17 protein-coding genes and 4 pseudogenes are annotated in these 21,632 nt (G+C 66.4%); 6 read left to right on the plus strand and 15 right to left on the minus strand.

Going from position 1 to position 21,632, the window contains the following annotated elements; genetic code table 11:
* Entirely contained in the window at positions 1-282 is a 282-nt protein-coding gene (locus CKW46_RS18480; RefSeq protein ID WP_011740335.1) for a phosphoribosyl-ATP diphosphatase, read from the minus strand.
* Between the two features lie 118 nt (positions 283-400).
* A pseudogene (locus CKW46_RS18485) lies at positions 401-2,705 on the minus strand (PE family protein).
* Between the two features lie 392 nt (positions 2,706-3,097).
* Between CKW46_RS18485 and CKW46_RS18490 the strand changes: the two are divergent.
* Positions 3,098-4,535: pseudogene (locus CKW46_RS18490) on the plus strand (PPE family protein).
* Here CKW46_RS18490 and CKW46_RS18495 read toward each other — a convergent pair.
* Positions 4,532-4,741, minus strand: a pseudogene (locus CKW46_RS18495) (vitamin B12 dependent-methionine synthase activation domain-containing protein); the annotation flags it as partial. The pseudogenes CKW46_RS18490 and CKW46_RS18495 overlap by 4 nt on opposite strands.
* 349 nt (positions 4,742-5,090) lie before the next feature.
* On the opposite strand from CKW46_RS18495, the gene CKW46_RS18500 reads away from it, so the two are divergent.
* Positions 5,091-5,969: a PAC2 family protein gene (locus CKW46_RS18500; protein ID WP_482052243.1), complete on the plus strand. Its 879-nt coding sequence runs from the start codon at positions 5,091-5,093 to the stop codon at positions 5,967-5,969.
* A gap of 137 nt (positions 5,970-6,106) precedes the next feature.
* On the opposite strand, the gene CKW46_RS18505 is transcribed toward CKW46_RS18500, so the two are convergent.
* The 4 genes and pseudogenes from CKW46_RS18505 to CKW46_RS18520 form a co-directional block, all read right to left on the minus strand.
* Positions 6,107-7,228, minus strand: coding sequence for an FAD-dependent monooxygenase (locus CKW46_RS18505; RefSeq protein WP_252872615.1), 1,122 nt, complete (start codon positions 7,226-7,228; stop codon positions 6,107-6,109).
* A gap of 33 nt (positions 7,229-7,261) precedes the next feature.
* Positions 7,262-8,143: an SDR family oxidoreductase gene (locus tag CKW46_RS18510; RefSeq protein WP_015356107.1), complete on the minus strand. Its 882-nt coding sequence runs from the start codon at positions 8,141-8,143 to the stop codon at positions 7,262-7,264.
* Between the two features lie 23 nt (positions 8,144-8,166).
* The gene (mshC, locus tag CKW46_RS18515; protein WP_482052244.1) at positions 8,167-9,402 is read right to left on the minus strand and encodes a cysteine--1-D-myo-inosityl 2-amino-2-deoxy-alpha-D-glucopyranoside ligase; all 1,236 of its coding nucleotides are present in this window, start codon (positions 9,400-9,402) and stop codon (positions 8,167-8,169) included.
* Positions 9,403-9,534: 132 nt separating this feature from the next.
* Positions 9,535-10,738, minus strand: a pseudogene (locus tag CKW46_RS18520) (ISAs1-like element IS2404/ISMul1 family transposase).
* Positions 10,739-11,048: 310 nt separating this feature from the next.
* On the opposite strand from CKW46_RS18520, the gene CKW46_RS18525 reads away from it, so the two are divergent.
* Positions 11,049-12,665, plus strand: a complete 1,617-nt coding sequence (locus tag CKW46_RS18525) for an aldehyde dehydrogenase family protein (protein ID WP_482052245.1) — start codon at positions 11,049-11,051, stop codon at positions 12,663-12,665.
* Between the two features lie 28 nt (positions 12,666-12,693).
* Here the strand turns inward: CKW46_RS18525 and CKW46_RS18530 are convergent, their stop codons facing one another.
* The 6 genes from CKW46_RS18530 to CKW46_RS18555 form a co-directional block, all read right to left on the minus strand.
* Positions 12,694-13,485: a 3'(2'),5'-bisphosphate nucleotidase CysQ gene (locus tag CKW46_RS18530; RefSeq protein WP_015356109.1), complete on the minus strand. Its 792-nt coding sequence runs from the start codon at positions 13,483-13,485 to the stop codon at positions 12,694-12,696.
* Positions 13,486-13,596: 111 nt separating this feature from the next.
* Positions 13,597-14,412: an SCO1664 family protein gene (locus tag CKW46_RS18535; RefSeq protein WP_015356110.1), complete on the minus strand. Its 816-nt coding sequence runs from the start codon at positions 14,410-14,412 to the stop codon at positions 13,597-13,599.
* A complete protein-coding gene (locus CKW46_RS18540; protein ID WP_011740344.1) occupies positions 14,396-14,983 on the minus strand; it encodes a DUF3090 domain-containing protein in 588 nt (195 codons plus the stop codon). Before CKW46_RS18540 ends, CKW46_RS18535 begins: the two co-directional genes overlap by 17 nt.
* 88 nt (positions 14,984-15,071) lie before the next feature.
* Complete coding sequence (locus tag CKW46_RS18545) at positions 15,072-15,818, minus strand: histidine phosphatase family protein (protein WP_086085733.1); 747 nt, start codon at positions 15,816-15,818, stop codon at positions 15,072-15,074.
* A complete protein-coding gene (locus CKW46_RS18550) occupies positions 15,815-16,645 on the minus strand; it encodes an undecaprenyl-diphosphate phosphatase (protein ID WP_011740346.1) in 831 nt (276 codons plus the stop codon). Before CKW46_RS18550 ends, CKW46_RS18545 begins: the two co-directional genes overlap by 4 nt.
* A 61-nt stretch (positions 16,646-16,706) precedes the next feature.
* The gene (locus CKW46_RS18555) at positions 16,707-17,009 is read right to left on the minus strand and encodes a hypothetical protein (RefSeq protein WP_015356113.1); all 303 of its coding nucleotides are present in this window, start codon (positions 17,007-17,009) and stop codon (positions 16,707-16,709) included.
* A 110-nt stretch (positions 17,010-17,119) separates the two neighbouring features.
* On the opposite strand from CKW46_RS18555, the gene CKW46_RS18560 reads away from it, so the two are divergent.
* The 3 genes from CKW46_RS18560 to CKW46_RS18570 are packed head-to-tail and all read left to right on the plus strand — an operon-like array spanning position 17,120 to position 19,565.
* Positions 17,120-18,190: a YncE family protein gene (locus CKW46_RS18560; RefSeq protein WP_117438195.1), complete on the plus strand. Its 1,071-nt coding sequence runs from the start codon at positions 17,120-17,122 to the stop codon at positions 18,188-18,190.
* On the plus strand, positions 18,187-18,450 hold the full coding sequence (locus CKW46_RS18565) for a DUF5703 family protein (protein WP_011740349.1): 264 nt from the start codon (positions 18,187-18,189) through the stop codon (positions 18,448-18,450). Before CKW46_RS18560 ends, CKW46_RS18565 begins: the two co-directional genes overlap by 4 nt.
* Positions 18,451-18,482: 32 nt before the next feature.
* Positions 18,483-19,565, plus strand: a complete 1,083-nt coding sequence (locus tag CKW46_RS18570; RefSeq protein WP_015356116.1) for a quinone-dependent dihydroorotate dehydrogenase — start codon at positions 18,483-18,485, stop codon at positions 19,563-19,565.
* Between the two features lie 11 nt (positions 19,566-19,576).
* Here CKW46_RS18570 and CKW46_RS18575 read toward each other — a convergent pair whose 3' ends face one another.
* Both CKW46_RS18575 and CKW46_RS18580 read right to left on the minus strand, forming a co-directional pair.
* The gene (locus CKW46_RS18575) at positions 19,577-20,965 is read right to left on the minus strand and encodes an HNH endonuclease signature motif containing protein (protein WP_041299313.1); all 1,389 of its coding nucleotides are present in this window, start codon (positions 20,963-20,965) and stop codon (positions 19,577-19,579) included.
* Between the two features lie 126 nt (positions 20,966-21,091).
* Positions 21,092-21,619, minus strand: a complete 528-nt coding sequence (locus CKW46_RS18580; protein WP_117438193.1) for a YbhB/YbcL family Raf kinase inhibitor-like protein — start codon at positions 21,617-21,619, stop codon at positions 21,092-21,094.
* Positions 21,620-21,632 lie beyond the last annotated feature (13 nt).

Consider the following 21,632-nt stretch of genomic DNA (forward strand, 5'->3'; position numbering starts at 1 on the left):
TCACAGCTTCCGGTACACCTCGTCGAGAGACACTCCGCGCGAAATCATCAACACCTGGGTCCAGTACAGCAACTGGCTGATCTCCTCGGCCAGCGCCTCGTTGGATTCATGCTCGGCGGCCAGCCAGACTTCGCCGGCTTCCTCCAGAACCTTCTTACCCAAGGTATGCACCCCGGCATCCAGCGCCGCCACCGTGGCGCTGCCGGGCGGCCGCGTGCGGGCGCGGTCACCGAGTTCGGCGAACAGATCCTCGAAGGTCTTCACGGCCAGCGATTGTTTCATGCCTCACCAGGCAAAGTCACGGCGGTTTCACCTGGCGGCCGAGTTACCCCATCAGTGGCATGCCCACCGTCGGCCACTTTGACCACCTGGTGCTGCCGCAGCCCAGCCGCCGGCTTGCTCAGACAACACCCGGCGCGCCGCCACCACCGCCGGTACCGCCGCCGCCGCCGGTCTGGCCGGTCGGGGGATCGCCGTCGTCACCATCGCCGCCGACGCCGCCTGGGGCGCCGCCAGTGCTGGTCGAGCTGGCGCCGCCGCCACCGCCGTCAGCACCGCCGCCACCCTTACCGCCGATGCCGCCGAAGCTGTCGATGGCATCGCCACCTGCGCCGCCTTGACCACCGCCGCCGCCCATACCGCCGGTCCCGACGACTCCGTCACCGCCGCCGCCGCCCATACCGCCCTCGCCGCCGGCGCCGCCGGCGCTGGGCTCGGCGTTTTCGGTGTCGTCCCCGCCGGTGATGCCCTGGCCGCCGGCACCCCCTTGTCCGCCGTTGCCGCCGACGCCACCGCCACCGCCGAGCGAGTGGCCGACGGGCTCGGTATTGCCGTCACCGCCGGATCCGCCATTACCGCCGGCACCGCCGTCACCGCCGGGCCCGAGCGTGCCGATGCCACCGTCGCCGCCGGCGCCGCCGTCACCGCCATCACCCGCGTCGTTGGTCTGAGCTGCGGCACCCCCTGTCCCGCCTTTGCCGGCGGATCCACCGTTACCGCCGTCGCCACCGGTGGTGCCCTGCCCGCCCTTACCGCCGGCACCGCCGTCACCGCCGCGGCTCCCGACTGCACCATTTGCGGCGTCGCTACTGCCGGCATTGCCGCCAATCCCGCCGTGACCGCCGGCCCCCCCGACGCCGTTTGTACCGTTGCCGCCGTCCCCACCGACACCGCCGGCTCCACCGGTCCCGCCTCCCCGCCCTGAATTGGCCACAGCATTCCCGCCCGCGCCCCCGTCGCCACCGTTGCCGGCAGCACCACCGGTGTCCCCGTCACCCCCGTCGCCCCCGCGACCACCGGCCCCGCCGCCGCCACCAGCTTTGCCGTCGCCGTAGGCGCCGTGACCGCCGTCCCCGCCGTCGCCACCCGCACCACCGACACCGTCGGATCCGGCCTGACTCCCGGCGCCACCCGCACCGCCTGCGCCACCACCCCCGCCGGCACCGCCCTTGGAGCCCGCCTCACCATCGAGAAGGCCGTCGGCGCCCCGGGCCCCGTGACCACCGGCGCCCCCGGTGCCGCCGGCGCCGCCGACACCATCAGAACCCACCTGGCTCCCGCCGCCACCCGCACCACCGGCACCGCCAGCCCCGCCGCTGCCGCCCAAGTAACCCGACTCACAGTCGAGCACCCCATCCGCACCCCGAATACCATCACCGCCACGACCACCGTTACCGCCACCGCCGCCGCCGCCATCAGAACCCGACAAGATCCCGGTGCCGCCCACGCCACCAGCACCACCTGCACCGCCGTTGCCGCCCGCGGTGCCCGACTCACCATCGCCGACCCTGTCGGCGCCACGAGCTCCGTTGCCGCCGATCCCGCCGTGGCCACCATCGCCGCCCACCGCGAACAGTCCGCCGCAGCCACCCGATCCCCCGGTCCCACCGGCGCCGCCGTCTAGCGCGGCCGGGCTACCCACGACACCATCGCCGCCCGTCCCGCCGCTCCCACCGAAACCGCCGCGCCCGAACAGTCCCGCACTGCCGCCGCCGCCGGTGCCGCCGGATCCGCCTGGCGTTCCCTCGCCGCCGTGCCCACCGTCGCCACCGCTTCCGACCAGTGACAGCGTCCCTGCGCCACCCCCCTGGCCGCCCACTGCACCCAGTCCACCGGCCCCACTGGACCCGCCGTTGCCGAACAGCAGCCCGCCGGTCCCGCCTGCGCCTCCCGCCGCGAGTGCCCCACCGGCACCACCGATGCCACCGTTACCGACCAATCCGGCAGATCCGCCGGCACCGCCGGCAACCCCGGCGCTTGCGCTGTTGTCGTAGCCGTTGCCCCCGTTGCCGTAGAGCAATCCCCCCGGCACCTCCGTTGGGGGCCGATGCGGTGCCGTCAGCGCCGTCACCGATCAGCGGGCGGCCGAGCAGCGTCTGGCTGAGCAGGTTGATCAGGTCAAGCAGCTGCTCCAGCGGTGACGCGCTGGCGGCCTCGGCGAGCGAATAAGACGCACCACCGGCGGCGAGGGCTCGAACGAATTGGTCGTGATACGCCGCCACCTGGACGCTGAGCGATTGATATTGCTGGGCGTGGCTGGAAAACAGCGCCGCTATGGCGGCCGAGACCTCATCGGCAGCGGCGGGCCAAAGCGCGGTGGTCGGAACCGCGGCAGCCGCATTGACCGTGCTGACAATCGAGCCGACGCCGCGCAGTTCCGTTGCCGCCGCCGCCAACTCGTCCGGGGCCACCGATAAGTACCACATCGCTACGTCACCCACTCATCGCGCAACATTTGTCGAGCACTCGGCAAACTAACCACTCACACGGTCGTCTACGACTACCATTTCCATCGGCAACTTTTAGAGCTTTCCCTGGCGCTCATAGAACTTTCAAATATGTCCCACAAATATTTCCGCAAGCGGCAATATTCAACCGCGGTCGAATACCCGGGCAGCGCCCCCTTGGAGAGGGGACTTCAGCCAACCCGACCCGAGGCGCGCGGCGACCCCGCCCAAACCGGGCAAGCCAACTGACCCCCCCTCGACCGGGGCGCGCCAACGCCGACCACACCCCAACCCGCGCCAGCCCCCTGGCCACATTAGGCCAACCTAAGATAGGTTAGCCTAACTTTATTCTGTGATGGAGGAGGCGGCTCATGACCTTCCCGATCTGGTTCGCGCTTCCCCCTGAGGTGCATTCGACCCTGCTCTCCACCGGCCCGGGCCCCAGCGCACTGTGGTCCGCGGCGGCAGCATGGCGGGCCCTCGCCACGCAATACACCGACATTTCGGACGAACTCACCCAGCTGCTCGCGACCGTGCGGGCCGGTTCCTGGGACGGGCCGACGGCCGAGCGATTTGTTGCGGCGCACCAACCGTTTCTCGACTGGCTGGCCCAGGCCGCCGCGGTAGCCAACGCAGCGGCCACCGCCCACGAATCCGCGGCCGCCGGATACACCTCGGCCTTGGCGGCCATGCCCACCCTCGCCGAGCTGGCCACCAACCATGCGGTGCACGGCGCATTGGTGGCCACCAACTTCTTCGGGATCAACACCATCCCGATCGCGTTCAACGAATCCGACTACATGCGGATGTGGGTCCAGGCCGCCATCACCATGACCGGCTATCAGGCTGTCAGCCAACATAGCGTGACGGCGACGCCCCGGACTTCGCCCGCACCCCAGATCATGACGGCCGATGCCGCCCCGCCGCGACTAGCTCCATGCCCGATCCCGTGAAAATCATCCTCCAAGCGCTTCAGGGCTTCCTGAATTTCCTGCGCAACCTGGCAGCCGAGACGCTCTCGGGGCCGTTGGAGAAATTCGTTGTCCACGTTCTGGACTCATTCATCTCGTTCGCGTCCGGGTCGGTTTTCAAGTTCGTCGCATACGCGGTGCTAGACCCGATGATCTACTTCGGCCCTTTCACCCCGGCAATCAGTCCGCTCGGGCTACCGGCCGTGACTGTAGGGCTGGCCGGGCTTGCCGGCATCAGCACCCCACCACAAACGGCGCCGCCCCTGCCCGACGTTGCACAGTCCGCACCCCCGAACCATCAGATCTCACCCGCGACCACCGGCGTCGCCGTTGCCGACGTTAGCAGCGGCGCTACCGTTGCCGGGTCGACTCCCACTGCGCACGCGGCCGCCGCACCATCGGGCCCCTCCTCCGCTGGACCCGTTGCCGCCCAGAGCTTTTACGCCGTCCTCGGCCCCGACGGCGGCGGCCACACTCCGACGACAAACGGCAAAGCGCTTGCCGGTGCCACCGCCGACGCCGTGGCACCGGCCGCCAGACTGCCCGACGACCAGGCCCGAGCCGCCTCCCGCAGAGCCCGGACGGCACAAAACGCCTACGCCAGTACCGCTATGAATTCCTTGACGCCGACGGATACCCGACCACAGTGGACCCACCAGCAGCGGAGCCAAGCGCCGTCAGCGAACACGGCGCGAATGCGTCTGAATTTTCCCGAGAAATCTCCAAAACAATTGCTGGACAACCGGATAGGCTCACCGCGGGCAGGGAAACCAGATTCGCCGAAACCACAACGCTACCCATGCTGCCACGCACCTGGACCGACGCCGACCCCTGCTAGACATTGAAGTACTTCGCCTCATGGTGGTACAGCACAAAGGCGTCCGTCGACTGCTCGGGGTGCAACTGCAGTTCTTCGGACAAGGTCACGCCGATGCGTTCGGGCTCCAGCAGCTTCATCATCTTGGCGCGATCCTCCGGATCGGGGCAGGCGCCGTAGCCGAAGGCGAAGCGGGCACCTCGATAGCCGAGCTTGAAGTTGTCCTCGCCGTGCCTTTCTCCGAGAGGTCCCTGATCTCGTCGGCGATGTCGTAGTCGCCGAGGTTGGACAGGTTGCAGCTGAAGGTGTTGGTCTCTACCGCGTCGGCACCGGACTCGAATTAGTTCCGGTGGATGGTTTCCAGCACGTCAGGGCGGGTTTCGTTGAGGATCTCGCTGCAGCACGAGGAGATCAGTGTCGTAAGGGGGCCTGCCAGCGGCAGTCACACACAGCAAACATAGTGGCGCTATGCAATTCCCTCAGCCGTTGACAGCGACCGACCGATTGCGCCCGCGATATCCGGCCGGTCAGGAGGCATGCGCTCAGCTAACCCACTCGAGGCCTTAGGCTGACCAGATGACCCCGTCCGATGCCAGCCGAGAGCTGCCTGAACTACACAAGACCGTGGTTGTGGCGGCGTTTGAGGGCTGGAACGACGCGGGCGACGCCGCCAGCGACGCGGTCGGACACCTTGCCGCCATCTGGAACGCGACTCCCATCGTGGAGATCGACGACGAGGCCTACTACGATTATCAGGTGAATCGGCCGGTCATCCGACAGATCGACGGGGTTACCCGGGAGCTGGAGTGGCCAGCGATGCGGATCTCGCACTGCCGCCCACCCGACAGTGGCCGCGATGTCGTATTGATGTGCGGGTTGGAACCCAACATGCGCTGGCGCACATTTTGTGCGGAGCTGCTGGCGATCATCGAGAAACTCAACGTCGACACCGTCGTGATCCTCGGGGCCTTGCTGGCCGATACGCCGCATACCCGCCCGGTCCCGGTATCGGGCGCGGCCTACTCGGCCGAGTCGGCGCGGGTCTTCGGTCTGGAAGAAACGCGCTACGAGGGCCCAACCGGCATTGCGGGAGTGTTTCAGTACGCGTGTGTGGCGGCCGGGATCCCGGCGGTGACGTTCTGGGCGGCGGTGCCGCACTACGTATCGCACCCGCCGAACCCCAAGGCCACGGTGGCGCTGTTACGCCGCGTCGAGGACGTGCTCGACATCGAGGTACCGCTGTCGAGCCTGCCCGCCCAAGCCGAGGTGTGGGAGCAAGAGATCACCGAGATGACCTCTGATGACGACGAGCTGGCCGAGTACGTGCAGACGCTGGAGAAGCACGGCGATGAAGCGGTCGAAATGAACGACGCGCTGGGCAAGATCGACGGGGACGCACTGGCCGCCGAATTCGAGCGCTATCTGCGGCGCCGCCGGCCAGGTTTTGGACTCTAGCCCGCCGAGCTCTCGCCGGTCTGTCCCAGGCAGCGCCGCTGTGGCAAACCTAGTTGGACGCAATCGGGCTGTCGGAGTCTGACATCCCCTGGCGCAGCATGGCTATGACGGCGGTGGGCTCACCGGCCAAAGTTGTCTCAACGAATCGGTTGATCAGCGGGCGCCAGGTGAAGCGCAGCCCGGCGCGGCGAATCGAGAGCTGTGAGGACGACGGCGACAGCATCCAGCCGGAGACCGCGCGCGCTTTCCTGCTTCTCCTCGACCGTCGGACGCCAAAGCCGCTCGTAGAAGTCCAGCGCGCGCTCCACCGATGACGTTCTGCGCAGCTGCTCGGACAGCACGTATGCGCCGGCCAGCGCCAGCGAGGCACCCGGCCCGGTCAGCGGCGAGACCGCCGAGCACGCGTCGCCGACCAGGACCACACGGTTGGTGCTCCAGCGCGGCATCTCGACCTGTGCAACCTGCCCGAAGTAGATGTCCCCCGATGGCGGACATCTCTCGAGCACCTCGGGCACCAGCCAGCCCATGCCCGCAAATCGGTCCCGTAGCGCCGCACGGGCGTCGGGAGGCGGTTCGGGATCGGCAGCGCGATAGGCCGCAAAGACCGCCGTCTGGCCATTGCGCAGGGCGTAGAGACCCAGTTGCCGGTCGACGGTGTCGGTGATGACGACGTGATCGCCGGCCGTGTCGTCCATGTCAGAGGCGTCGAAGACGAAGGCCGCGAAATGAAAGCCCAGGTAGCGCAGATATTGCGCTTCGGCGCCGAACGCCAGTGCCCGCACCGTGGAGTGGATCCCGTCGGCGCCGACCAGTAGATCGACATCGAGGCGCGCACCGTCGTCCAGGGTCACCACCGCGCGATCGTCGCCGTGCGTCACCTCCGACACCGAGGTACCGAACCGCAGGTCGACATTGGTCGGAAGGTTGTCCAGGAGGACCTTGTGCAGATCGGTTCGGGTTATCCGGCACAGCCTGTCTTCGAGTGCCTTGGCGATGCGCCCGTAGGGCAGACCGGCCCGACGTCGGCCCAGCTCATCGACCAGGCCGGTGTCACCGATGGGATAGGAGACGTCTCGAATCGCGTCCAGGATGCCAATCGCATCGGCCGCCTCGTATCCAGCTCCGAACAGGTCGATCATGGCGCCCTGATTCGGCGGACCGGGTGAGCGCTCCACGAGCACGACCTCGGCACCCAGCGCCGACATCCGCTCCGCCAGTGCCAGCCCCGCGATGCCGGCGCCGCAAACAGCCACCCTCACGGCGTCACCGACTTCCTTCTGCGCAGCCCGCGGCTACGGCTTTTCCAAGCCCTGGTTGTAGGCACTGGTGGAGCGCCCGAGCGCCGCCACCTCAGCGTCCATCTTGGGCAGTAGCTCGGCTGTGGCCTTACGGACGGGCAGCTCACCCAGCGGCGTGGAGAGCGCTGGCTTGAGCCAGCGGAACAGTCCCACCCAATCCGGGCAGTAGATACGGGTCTTGCGACCTTCGATGCCCTTGATGAAGGCGGCCGCGCACTTGTTCACCGAGGTGGTCTTGTTCAATGGCCAGGGCAGCCTGGACAGCAGCTCAGCAAACGCGGGCAGGTCGCCCTTGGTGTCACGAACCAAAGCGGTGTCGATCCACGACATGTGCGCCGACCCGACGCTGACGCCACGGTCTGCGACTTCCAGTCGAAGCGCGTTGGCGAAGATCTCGACCGCGGCCTTCGACGCGTTGTAAGGCGCCAGCCCGGGAGATGCCGCGTAGGCGGCCAGCGAAGAGACGATCAGCACGTAGCCGCGGCGTTCGATGACCGCCGGCAAGGTGGCACGCACGGTGTGAAAGACACCCATAACGTTGACGTCGAGCACCCGCTTGAACGCCTCCGGATCCACCTGCAGCACCGAACCGTAGCTGGCGATGCCGGCGTTGGCCATCACGATGTCGATGCCGCCGAATTTCTCGACGGCCTGATCGGCGGCCGCCTCCATGGCGGGCAGATCGCGTACGTCGGCAACCACGGTGAGCACTCGGTCGTCTCCACCGAGTTCGGCCGCAATCGTCGCCAGCTCGGCCTCGCTCAGATCCGTCAGCACCAGTTTGGCGCCCATGTTGTGGAGGCGACGGGCGACCTCTGCCCCAATGCCGCGAGCACCGCCCGTGATGAAGACGACTTTGTCCTGCACCGATGTCATGGCCGAAAACGTACCACCGTGGGCTACAGGTCTACCCCCAGCAACGCATCGATGGTGCTGGCCACCAACCTTGGCGCTACCTCGTCATGGCCTCCGTAGTCGAGCGCATCGGTCGCCCAACCATCGAGTGCCGCAATCGCTTTGGGCGTGTTCAGATCGTCGGCCAGATACTGGCGCACCCGGGCCACAACCGCCGCCGCGTCTGGACCGGCCGGCAATGTCGTCGCGGCGCGCCAGCGCTGCAATCGACCGACCGCCTCATCGAGCACCTGCTGGGACCAGAACCGGTCGGCCCGGTAGTGCCCGGCCAGCAGCCCCAGCCGGACCGCCGCCGGGTTGACTCCCTCGGCACGCAACCCCGATACCAGCACCAGGTTGCCGCGGCTCTTGGACATCTTGTGTCCGTCCCAGCCAATCATGCCGGCGTGTACGTAGTGCCGCGCGAATCGCCGCTCACCCGTGACGCATTCGGCGTGCGCGGCGGTGAATTCGTGGTGCGGGAAGATCAGGTCGCTGCCGCCGCCCTGAACGTCCAGACCGCTGCCCACGCGGCTGAGCGCAATGGCCGCGCATTCGATGTGCCAGCCCGGCCGGCCGGGGCCGAACGGTGACGGCCAACTGGGCTCCCCGGGTCTCGCCGCGCGCCAGAGCAGAGCGTCGAGCGCATCGTTCTTGCCTGGTCTGCCCGGGTCACCGCCACGCTGCTCGAACAGGCCGAGCATGGTGTCGCGGTCGTAGCCGGACTCGTAGCCGAATTGCAGTGTGGCATCGGAGCGGTAGTAGACGTCGGGATGTTCGCCGTCCAGGACATAGGCGGCGCCGGAAGCGAGCAGTTTCTCAACGAGCTCGATGATTTCGGCAACCGCCTCGGTAGCCCCGACGTAGTCGTGGGGCGTGAGGACCCGCAGCGCCGGCATGTCCTCGCGGAAGAGCGCTACCTCCTGGGCGGCCAGGTCACGCCAGTCGACGCCGTCACGGTCGGCTCGCTCGAACAACGGATCGTCGACGTCGGTGACGTTCTGCACGTAGCGCACCTCATGGCCGAGATCCAGCCACAGACGATGGATCAAGTCGAACGCCAGATAAGTCGCGGCGTGGCCCAGATGCGTCGCGTCATAGGGCGTGATCCCGCAGACGTACATGGTGGCCGTGTTTCCCGGCGCCACCGGACGCACTTGCCGGTCAGCGGTGTCGTAGAGCCGGAGTTCCGGCCCACGCCCCGGCACGATGGGAACCGGTGCAGACGACCAAGATTGCATGCCTCGACTCTAGGCTGGGCGACGATGTGGCCCGCGGTGCGGGCCGAGGAGGAGCCCGGCCATCGGGCTCACGCGGGCGACCCAAACCCACCCGCGGCCCGCGGTGCGGGCCCAGGGCTCCGGCGTTGTTGATTAGCAGGCTTGTGAGCTGGGGAATTGTGGATTGAGGAGGTCTAGGCGGCGGTTGGCGGTCAAAGCGGTGATCCGGCAGGCTTCGGCGATGTTGTCGGCGCCGTTGAGGCGGTGCAGATTGATCGCGGTGTTGCGTAGCGTTGCTAGGACCTGTGCGCCGTTTCCGGTATGTGCCCTTTGACGGTCTTCGTCGAAGGTGACGTCGCGTATCCAGTGCAGGCTGTTCTCGATTCCCCAGTGTTGACGCATCCAGGTCATGATCGCGGTAGGGCGGGCGTGCTCGAACGGCAGGCTGCAGATGGCATAGACCACCTCCACGCTGCGCTGGTCGGTGGCGGTGATCAAGCGTTCACGAGTGATCCGGATGATTTGTTTTGCGTAGGGGAAGCCGATTCCTCGTGCAGCGGTGATGATTTGCAGGGTGCGGGTCTCGACACGGCCGTGGCCGCGGGAGTCGTCGGTAGCGGCTGCGGGCACCTCGGCCCAGGGCAGCGCGGTGATACGCGCAAGTATTTTGGCTTGGTTGGACTTGACGATCATCAGGTAGTGCGACTTCAAGGTGGCGCAGATCAACTTCGCGGTGACGACCTGGGTATGCATCGCATCCACGGTGACCAGCCACCGCAAGCTACCCGGCAGCAGCGTGAGCAGGGCACGTACGCAGGGAATTTCATTGCTTTTCTCGGCGACAGCGAGTTGACCGAGCACCAATCGGGCACGGTGGGCGAACACCGACACGAGATGCGTGGCTGTCGCTTTGGCGCGTAAAGGCACCACGCAGCATCTTGCCGTCCAACGCGATCGGCACCAATCCACTGGGGTCGCTGCTGGCCACGTGTGCAGTGAAGTAACTGCCCATCCTGGCGTTGAGGTCGGCGGGGTCTAGCCGAGACAAAACAGCGCGGAAGGTCTTCTCACTGGGCCGCCGGAACCGGACCCCTAATTAGGCCAACACATCATCGGGAGCGGTGGCCGCCCATGTGGCAAAACCAGCATAGCCGCGCATCCCCGCGGCAGTGGCCAGAACCGCGATCGCCAACAAAGCCATCAGCGAATACCTCCGACCGCGTGGGTCCCTCGGGTCTAGCACCGAGGCCAACACACCGAGAAACTCCGATCCGATGAGCTCGCTACGCTCACCAGGACTCCAGCGGTCGAACACCTCTGGAACCGACGACACAGGCAATACTGAAACGGTAGGCACGGGCAACTCCAGACCAACGACGAACAGTAACCAACTCGATCGTTCTCCAGATAGCCCGTGCCTACACTCCGGCCCCAATAGCGCGGCACCAAAGATCATCAACCCAGCTCACAAGCCTGCTAATCAACAACGCCGGAGCCCTGGGTGCGGGCCGAGGAGGAGCCCGGCCATCGGGCTCACGCTGGGTGACCCGCGTTCCAGCGCGGCCCGGCGATCACGCGCAGCCGGGCAAACGCGGAGATTCTGGCCGCTGGGCATTGCCGAGGGGTTCCGCGCTTGTTCAAAATGGGCTCTGCAAACCCGGAAATTTGTGGTCTGCTGGGTACCGTACGAACAGCTCCGGTTGGCGCCGGCGGCAAAGGCGGTGGCAGTGATGATGGATACGACAAATCAGGCAAACCCGGCCGAAGCCGACACCCGCGATGAAGTGGTGGTCAAATGTCCGGCCACCGGCGAGATCGTCGGAACCGTCCCAGTCACAACGGTCGATGGCGTTGCGGCGGCGGCGGCACGGCTACGGGCCGCACAACCCGAGTGGCAGCGATTGGGTGTGTCCGGCCGCGCGTGCTGGCTGGGCAGATGGCGCGACTGGATGCTCGACCACCGCGATGATCTGCTGACGCCGCTGCAGCTGGAAACGGGCAAGTCCTGGGGTGACGCGGGTATCGAGATCGCCACCGTGCAGGTCATCAACTACTGGATCGACAACGCCGCAGAGTTTTTGGCCGACCAGCCGGTGCGCCCATACGGCGCAGCCAACGCGGCCAAGAAGCTGACCATTGTCTACGAGCCTTATCCCCTGGTCGGCGTCATCACCCCGTGGAACGGTCCGTTGTCGGTACCGCTGCTCGACGTTCCCGCCGCCCTGTTGGCCGGATGCGCCGTGCTGTCCAAGCCCTCGGAATTCACGCCATTGGCCTGGCAGCACGCGGTGGAGGGGTGGAAGCAGATCGGTGCACCGGACGTGCTCGACGTGGTCTTCGGTTTCGGAGAAACCGGTGCGGCCCTCGTCGACGTCGTTGATTACGTGATGTTCACCGGTTCGGTGGGCACCGGGCGCCGGATCGCCGTCGCCGCGGCCGAACGGTTGATCCCGTGCGGGCTGGAACTTGGCGGCAAAGACGCGATGATCGTCTGCGCGGACGCCGACATCGACAGGGCGGTCGACGGCGCGGTTTGGGGCGGATTCGCCTACACCGGCCAAGTCTGCATTTCGGTGGAACGGATCTATGTCGAGGCCCCGGTATTTGACACGTTCGTGAGCAAATTGGTGGCCAGGACAGCGCAGCTGCGTCAGGGCATGGATGCCGGGCATGACTATTCGTGCGAAATAGGCTCGATGACTACCGCGCAACAACTCGAGATAGTGTCTCGACACGTCGACGACGCGGTCTGCAAGGGCGCGAAGGTTCTCATCGGCGGCAAAACGCGTGATCCCGGCGGGGACGGGTTGTTCTACGAACCGACGGTGCTGGTCGATGTCGACCATGACATGGACTGCATGCGTGAGGAGACATTCGGCCCGACCTTGCCGGTGATGAAGGTGCGCGACGTTGCGGAGGCGATCGAGAAAGCCAACGATTGCCGATTCGGGTTGTCCGGCAGCGTCTGGACACGCGACAAAGCAAAGGCAATTGACATTGCCCGGCGCCTGAATACCGGCACCGTGAACATCAACAATGTGATCACCGGCATCTTTCAAATTGGGGTTCCGATGGCCGGCTGGAAGGAGTCGGGGTTGGGCACCCGCTCCGGCGGCGCCGAAGGCATCCGCAAGTACTGCCACCCCAAGAGCATCGTCGCTGAGCGGGTCGCGATGAAAAAGGAGTTGCTCTGGTACCCCTATAGCCGCAAGAAGGGCAGCTTCGCGGAGAAGGTGGTCAGAATGCTGTCGGCCAGAGACTGGCGGCGTCGACTAGGTCGGTAGGACGGGGCCGATCCAACCGGTAGCGGTTTTACCGCCACACCTGCCGGATGGCATCGAGCAGCACAGGCGCCAGCTCGGGGCGACACATCACGAAATCGGGCAGGTAGGGGTCCAGCTGGTTGTACCGAAGCGGCGACCCATCCAATCGGGATGCGTGCATGCCGGCGGCCATCACCACGCCGGCCGGCGCCGCCGAGTCCCATTCCCATTGGCCTCCGGCGTGCAGATAGGCATCGGCTTTGCCCTCGATGAGGGCCATCGCCTTGGCACCGGCCGAACCAATGGCGACTGGTTGGATGGCCAGCGTCCGACTGACGTGATAGAGGATTGCCGGCGGACGGGTGGTGCTGACCGCCACCCGAATGACATCCGGCACCCCGACCGGTGCGGCGTCGGCGGTCACCGTGTCGCTGCGGAAAACGATGTTGCCGCGGGCCGGCAGTGACACGGCAGCATCGGTGATCTCGGGCCTGCCGTTGGCGCGACGCTGCCACAACGCGACATGAACCGCCCAGTCGTCCCGGCCACGCGTGGAGAACTCGCGGGTGCCGTCCAGCGGATCGATGATCCACACCCGATCAGACTTCAGCCGCACCAGGTCGTCGTGAGCTTCCTCACTGAGCACCGCGTCACCGGGCCGCTCCGCCCGTAGCCGCCGTAGCAGCAGGGAGTTCGCCTGGAAGTCACCGGCGTCACCAAGCGCCCATGGATGGTCGAAACCAACCTCTTCCCGCACGGCCAGCAGCAATTTCCCAGCGTCCACCGCGAGGTCGGCAGCCAGCTCCGCATCGGTCAGGTGGCGCGCGGGCGGGTGGCTCACCGCACAAGTATCGCCGAGTTGGCACGCGCGCTCATGCCGGACCAAACACGTCGCACCCACAACGGCGATCAGGAACGGTCAAACGCGCCGGATCGGACTCGCGACAACCTTCTAGAAGGCCGGCCACGGTATTGGGCGGTGGCGGTCCGGTCCAGGCATCACGGGATTGTCCAGCAACATCTCCGCCCGCCTGCCCAGAGCGACAATCTCGGCATGGGTGATCAAGCCCGCCAGCGTCTCGCCCAGCTTCCCACGCAGATCATCGATGAGCCCGGCAACCTTCTGCAGGGTCTGATCATCGATCGGCTTGCCCGCCCAGCCCCACAGCACTGTCCGTAGCTTGTCCTGGACATGCATGCTCACGCCGTGGTCGACCCCGTACACCCGGTCGTCGACGCCACAGAGGATGTGCCCGCCTTTGCGGTCGGCATTGTTGATCAGGACGTCGAACACCGCCATCCGCCGCAACCGGACATCGTCGGCGTGCATCAGGATGACCTCGTCGCCGGAGTAGTCGTACGCGCGAAGGACCGGCAGGTAACCCGGTTGCGGCTTGCCGCAGGGAAACAGGTCGACCAGGTCGGGCCCGGGCCGGGGATCGGTGCCTACCGCGTCACCGGGTTGCTGTACCCGCAGCTGCAGCATCCCGGGCCCGGCGGGTCCGTCTCGAATCACGGTGTAGGGCACGATGTTCCAGCCCAACTGGGCCGAAACGTGATATGCGCTGAGTTCGCGGCCGGCCAGGGTGCCATCGGGAAAGTCCCATAGCGGCTGTTCACCCGAAACCGGCTTGTAGACGCAGTGCACGGTGTTGTCGCCGAGGGTGGATTCGCACAGGAAAGTGGCGTTGCTGGCCGAACGAATACGTCCGAGGACCGTCAGCTCGCCGTCCCGCACTACCTCGCGTTCGTCATTCCTCGGGGTCATCGCTGGACCCGAGCAACACGTCGCGCCGATAGCCATTGGTGCGCGCACAAATATGTCCCTCGGGGTCCAGCGGCTCGTCGCAGAGCGGACACGGCGGGCGCCCCGCCGAGATGACCCGGTTGGACCGGGTGGCGAACTGCCGCGCCGACTCCGGCGTCAGGAAGACCCGCACCGCGTCGGGACCCTCGTCGGTGTCATCGAGCACCACCGAAGCGTCGAACTCCGCGTCGGTGACCGCCAACAATTCGACGACCACGGTCTGGGCTTCCGAGTCCCAGCCCAACCCCATGGTCCCGACCCGAAATTCGGCGTCCACCGGCATGATCAGCGGATTTAGATCGTCAACCTCGGCGGGTTCCGGGGGAACCGGTGTGCCGAACCTGCGGTTGACCTCGAGCAACAACGCGCCGATGCGCTCGGCGAGGACCGCGACCTGCTGCTTCTCCAAGACCACCGACACGACTCGTTTGTCGTGCACCGCCTGGATGTAGAACGTGCGATTTCCGGGCTGACCAACAGTCCCGGCCACGAATCGGTCGGGTGTACGGAATACGTGAATTGCGCGGGCCATGGCACCTCCAAAATACCGTGCAGATGGCGTTGTCGTGGGATTCGCAGGGGGTCCGCACCGCTAAACCACAGCGGTGGGGACCGCTCCCCTAGTCGGTCGAGCCGCCGACCACCGCGTCTCCGGACGGCACGCCACCGACTGACTCAGTCTGAACCTTGTCGGGCTCTTCGTCTGGCTTGTCCGGCGCCGCCTTCGGGGGAAGGCCCGCGCGCAGTCCTGCGGACAGCCGCGCACCGGTGTGGTTGACATGCAGCACGAACGGCCGCAGCTGGGTGTAGCGGATCACGCTCGCCGATGCGGGGTCGGCGGTCACTCGCTGGAAGCTATCCAGGTGCATACCGTAGGCATCGGCCACCACCGCTTTGATGACGTCGCCATGGGTACACGCCAGCCAGAGCGCATCGCCCCCATACTTCTCGGCCAGCCGTCGATCGTGTTCGCGAACGGCGGCCACCGCCCGCGCCTGCACCTGCGCCAAACCCTCGCCGCCCGGGAACACCGCGGCACTGGGGTGCGCCTGGACCACTCGCCACAGCGGCTCGTTGACCAGCTCAGCGATCTTGCGGCCGGTCCAGTCCCCGTAGTCCACCTCGGCGAGTCGCTCTTCGACCAGCGGCTCCAGACACAGCGCATCGGCCAGCGGCTCGACGGTGGTGCGGCACCTCAGTAGCGGGGAGGACACCACCGCACGGACCGGCAGATCGCCGATCCGGTCGATCAGCCCCGAGGCCTGCTGGCGCCCTTTGTCGTCAAGGTCGACCCCCTCGGAACGACCGGCCAGAATGCCTGCGGTGTTCGAAGTGGACCGGCCGTGGCGCAACAGGATGACGGTCATGTCGCCGCGACCGTACCGGTAGCCAGCAGAATCAGCACTACCACGCCAACCACCACCCGGTAGCCGACGAACCAATACATGCTGTGGCGCAGCAGAAACCGCAAGAACCATGACACCGCGGCGAGGCCGACCACAAAAGCGATGAGGGTGGCCACCAATAGCTGCGGACCGGTAGCGCTCATGCCCTCCGTCACGGGGTGGAAGGCATCGGGCAGGGAGAACAACCCGGACGCGAACACCGCCGGTATGGCGAGCAGGAAGCCGAACCGGGCGGCCAACTCACGGTCTAGCCCTAGAAACAGGCCGGCGCTGATGGTCGAGCCGGACCGAGAAACCCCAGGAACCAGCGCCAGGGTCTGGGCAACCCCGACCACCAGGCCATCGCGCCAGGTGAGCTGTTCGACGTGACGGCTCTGGCGGCCCAGGTATTCGGCAAGCGCGATTACCCCAGAGAACACCACCAGCGCCGTGGCCACCACCCACAGGTTTCGCACGCCCGACCGAATCTCGTCCTTGAACAGCAGCCCCAACACACAGATTGGGATGGTTCCGATGATGACGTACCAGCCAAGGCGATAGTCCGCGTTGCGATGCGACTTAACCACCAGACCGTCGAACCAGGCCCGCAGGATGCGCACGATGTCGCGGGCGAAGTAGACCAGTACGGCGGCTTCGGTGCCCAGCTGGGTGACCGCAGTGAAAGAAGCACCGGCATCGTCGCTGAAGAAAACCCGCGACACCACTGCCAGGTGTCCCGATGAGGAAACCGGCAAGAATTCGGTCAGACCCTGCACGACAGCCAACGAGATGACTTGCCACCAGGACATCGCCGCAACTGCAGACACGACGACGACCGTACCTGGTGCGAGAGCCCGTTATGAGATGTGACTAGTGCGACGCAGGCAGGGCATGCGTGACAGAATCACGCACCGCCGCCGCCAGGCTGCGCTCGTCGGTGAGGTCGATATCGACCAAGCCGCGGACCGACCGTGCGACGACGTCTTCGGCCTGCGGAACCGGCCCGGTCAGACGGGGTCGGTAAATTTCGACAACGAGCGAGCGGTGTTCGATGCGGAAGGAGAAACTGTGGCCATCTCCGACTTGCCCGTACCCACTGGCGAAAATGCCCGTCAACATGTCTTCGATCGCAAACCCTTTGTCTGCGGTATGCCGGTCAGCAGCGACGGTCATGCCCAGACAATACCTCGTCAGAAATACTTTCCGTGGGCAACATGACGAGATTGGATGCGACAACGTTCCTTAAATTTTCGAGTCCATGGCCGACATTCAGAGGGTAGACGTTGCTGCGAAATCATAGAAAACCACTTCAGCGCTATTTTTACGCACCAGTCATTTTGCTGACCCTGCTGACCCTGTTGACGGGCTGTTCTTCGGGCCCGCTGCAATCCACGCCGCCCACGATCGAGCCCGCGCGGCCGGCCGTGTCTCCGCCGATTTCTCAGCCTCCGGCAGGTGTGGTTCGGCCGCTGGGCGGGCATCCGCAGGCGGCGGTGTATGACGTCGACTCCGGCAGGTTGGCCGTTCTGAGCCCGGGTTCGGACGCATCGGCGCCGGCCAGCATCAGCGTGTTCGCTCAGGAGCAAACCCCAGCTCGACCAATCACACTTCCCGGGCCCGCAACCGGGTTGACCGGTGACGGCCACGGCAAGGCCTACGCGTCTGCCCGTGGCGGCTACTTCGTGGTGGACCTGCCCAGTGGGGGCGTATCGCAGGTCAACGTGGCCGATTCGGCAGACACCGAATTCACCGCGATCGCACGCCGGATGGACGGGAAGCTAGTTTTGGGCACCGCCGACGGCGCCCTGTACACCCTGGCCTCACCGCAAACCCCCGCCTCCGCCGGCACCGCCCAGGTCCTCAGCCGGATCAAGATCTTCGCCCGCGTCGATGCGGTCGTTACGCAAGGAAACACAGCCGTCGTGTTGGACCGCGGACAGACTTCGGTGACGACGATCGACGCCGACGGGCGCGCCGAACAGGCACTACGCGCCGGTGAGGGGGCGACCACCACGGCCGCCGACTCGCTGGGGCGAGTGCTGGTCGCAGATACCCGTGGCGGCCAATTGCTGGTGTATGGCGTTGACCCGCTGATCCTGCGCCAGGCCTACCCGGTGCCACAGGACCCGTACGGGCTAGCGGGGTCGAATCAACTGGCCTGGGTGTCCCAGACCGCGGCGAACCTCGTTATTGGTTACGATCTCAGCACCGGAATACCCGTGGAAAAGGTGCGTTACCCAACCGTGCAGCAACCCAACTCGTTGGCCTTTGACGAAGCGTCAGGCACCTTATTCGTCGTGTCCGGGTCAGGCGCTGGGGTACAGGTCATCGAGCATGCGGCAGGTGTCCCTTGACCAGCAGTTCCGTGTCGCGGCGGGGCCAGTTGCCCGCCGGCTGGGCCACCGACATGTCGGACGAGTATGAGTGGGCGCCACTGCGCCTGCCGCCGGAAGTGACCAGGCTCAGCGCATCCACCCGGCTGTCCATCGAGGCCGAGTATCGCGGCTGGGAGCTGACCCGGGTGCGCCTCTACACCGACGGCAGCAGACGTGTGTTGTTGCGTCGCAAGAAGTCTCGTCTGGATAGCCCGATGCCCGACCAGTCGGAACTGTGACGGTGGCCAACCCGCACCAGGACGGGTCTCGAATGTACTGCTTGCTGCGTAGGCTGCTGTTCCTGCTGCCGCCCGAGCGGGTGCACAAGTTGGTTTTTGCCGTGCTGCGCGGTGCCACCGCGGCCACACCGGTACGGCGGATGTTGACGCGATGGCTGGGCCCGACCGACCCGGTGCTGGCTTCTACCGTGTTTGGGGTGCGATTTCCCGGCCCGCTCGGACTGGCCGCGGGGTTCGACAAGGACGGCACCGGACTGGACACCTGGGCCGCGATGGGCTTCGGCTATGCCGAAGTCGGCACGGTCACCGCGCACCCGCAGCCCGGTAACCCGGCCCCACGGCTGTTCCGGTTGCCCGAGGACCTAGCGCTGCTCAACCGGATGGGATTCAACAACCACGGCGCGGGCGCACTCGCAATCCGGCTGGCCCGCCACCATCCCGAAGTACCCGTCGGGGTCAACATCGGCAAGACCAAGACCACCCCGGCCGACCAGGCGGTTGACGATTACCGGGCCAGCGCCAGACTGGTCGGCCCGCTGGCGTCCTACCTGGTGGTCAACGTCAGCTCCCCGAACACACCGGGATTGCGGGATTTGCAGGCGGTGGAGTCACTACGGCCCATCCTGGCCGCCGTGCTGGCCGAAACGTCGACACCGGTACTGGTGAAGATTGCGCCCGACCTCTCCGATTCCGACGTCGACGAGGTCGCCGACTTGGCCGTCGAGCTTGGCCTGGCCGGCATCGTTGCGACCAACACCACCGTGTCGCGCGATGGGTTGCTGACCCCTGGCGTCGGCCAACTCGGCGCGGGCGGCATTTCCGGGCCGCCGGTGGCAGAGCGCTCACTCGAGGTGTTGCGCCGGCTCTATCAGCGCGTCGGCGATCGACTGACCCTGATCAGTGTGGGCGGCATCGAAACCGCCGAGGATGCCTGGGACCGAATTACCGCCGGTGCATCGTTGCTGCAGGGCTATACCGGCTTCATCTACGGCGGGGGCCTGTGGTCCAAGCACATTCACGACGGCATCGCCCGCCGGCTGCACCAGGGCGGTTTCGGCTCACTGCACGAAGCGGTCGGCTCCAACGCCGCCGAGCGGGGACGTCCGCCCAGTTAGGAGCGACAGGCTTACGCCGCCCCGTGACCCTCGTCGTCATCGTCGGCGCTGTCGCGGAGCAGTTTTTCCGGGTGGTGGTAGCTGTTGGTTCTTGGCTGTCCGTGGTCGAGGTGCGGCGGTGGGAGCCATTCGGTATCGCCGTGAGCGTTCTTGCGGGTGCGCCAGCCTTGCTCGAGCAATTTGTGATCCGGGCCGCAGGCCAGGGTGAGTTGGTTGATATCGGTGCGCCCGCTGATGGCCCATGCGGCGACATGATGCACCTCGCACTGATAGCCCGCCACGTCACAGCCCGGGCGGGTGCAACCGCGATCTTTGGCGTAAAGAACGATCCGCTGCCCCGGTGTGGCCAACCGTTTGGCGTGATAGAGCCCGATCGCCTCACCCCGATCAAACACCGCCAGATAGTGATGCGCGTGACGAGCCAACCGGATCACATCCGACATCGGCAGCAACGTGCCCCCACCGGTCAGCCCCCTGCCCGCGGCGGCCTCCAACTCCTTCAGCGTGGTCGACACGATGATCGACGCCGGCAACCCGTTATGCTGCCCCAGCTCTCCCGACGCCAACACCGCCCGCAACGCCGCATTGAACCCGTCATGTTGACGTTGACTCACACTGCGACTGTCACGATCAGCGGCGTCGCGCGACACCGGCCCATCCACCACCGCGGCCTCGTCCTCGGGGTTACACATCCCCGGTGCGGCCAGCTTGGCCCACACCGCCTCCAACCCAGCGCGCGCCTCCGGGGTCAGCCACCCGCTAATGCGCGACATCCCGTCCAACCCCTGCCTACCCAGGCTCAGACCACGCCGCCGCGCCCGGTCCTCATCGCTATGGCGACCATCAGGATTGAGGCAATCCATCAACCGCCCCGCCAACCTGGCCAACTGATCAGGACGAAACTGGGTAGCCAGCTTCGCCAGATGAGCCTCGGCCCTGTCCCGGGTCCCCACGTCGACGCCAGCAGGTAGCTGCCGAAAGAAGTCACGAATCACCCGGACGTGACCCTCCCCCACGACCCCCTGCCGCAAAGCCGCGGCCGTGGCCGTCAACACCGGCCCCACCGGCTGACCGCTCAACGCGCGCCGCGGCCCCACCTCGGCAGCCTCAGCCACCCGGCGACCCGCCTCGCTGCGGGTGATCCGCAACCGACTGGCCACCACCGCCGCCAGTCGCCCACCCAACTCCGCCTCACCAGCCTGCTCATCAAGCTGGTTGAGCAACGCATACTGGGCCGCCGGCAACCGACGCGCCACCACCTCCAACCGCTCCAACACCCGCAACCGCTCCGGAGTGGTCAACGCCTCGAACGACACCTCAACCAACGCATCGACCGCACGACCGAGCCGGTCCAGCGTCGCGACCACCGACTCCCGATCCGAACATCCATTCGAATGCATGTTCGAATACTATCGGCGCACACCGACAGAACTGCCACACCGGCATTCATGCCGATCAGGCGGCCGGATCAAGGACGGCGTGGTCTACCCGACCCGAAACCGCCGTGCCCGCGCGGGCCGTGACGGCTATGTCTGTTCGTAGGTCCCGTGGATGACCGCGCGCGCGATTGCGTGCTGGAACAGGTTGAACCCCAGGAAAGCAGGGCTGGCGCCCTCGCTGAGTTCGAGCTTGTCGACGTCGACCGCATGCACCGCGACGTAGTAGCGGTGCACACCGTGCCCGGCTGGCGGCGCGGCGCCGATGTAGCGCCGCATGCCCGCGTCGTTGACCAGGGCGAGCGCACCCCCCGGTAGTTCGCGGCCGTCGCCGGCCCCGGCAGGCAATTCGGTGACGTCGGCGGGCAGGTTGGCCACCGCCCAATGCCAGAACCCGGACAGGGTGGGGGCATCGGGGTCATAGACGGTGACCGCGAAGCTGCGCGTCCCTTCGGGGAATCCCGACCAGCTCAGTTGCGGGCTGACATCCTCCCCGCCCGCTCCCATGATTCCGCTGACTTGTGGTGTGGCAAGCGGCTGCCCGTCGGTGATCGAAGCCGAGGTCAGGCTGAATGAAGGCAGTTTGGGTAGCGCGTCGTACGGGTCTGGCGATGTCATGGTCAGTCCTCTC

The organism is Mycobacterium liflandii, assembly GCF_022354805.1.
Taxonomy (GTDB): Bacteria; Actinomycetota; Actinomycetes; order Mycobacteriales; family Mycobacteriaceae; genus Mycobacterium; species Mycobacterium marinum.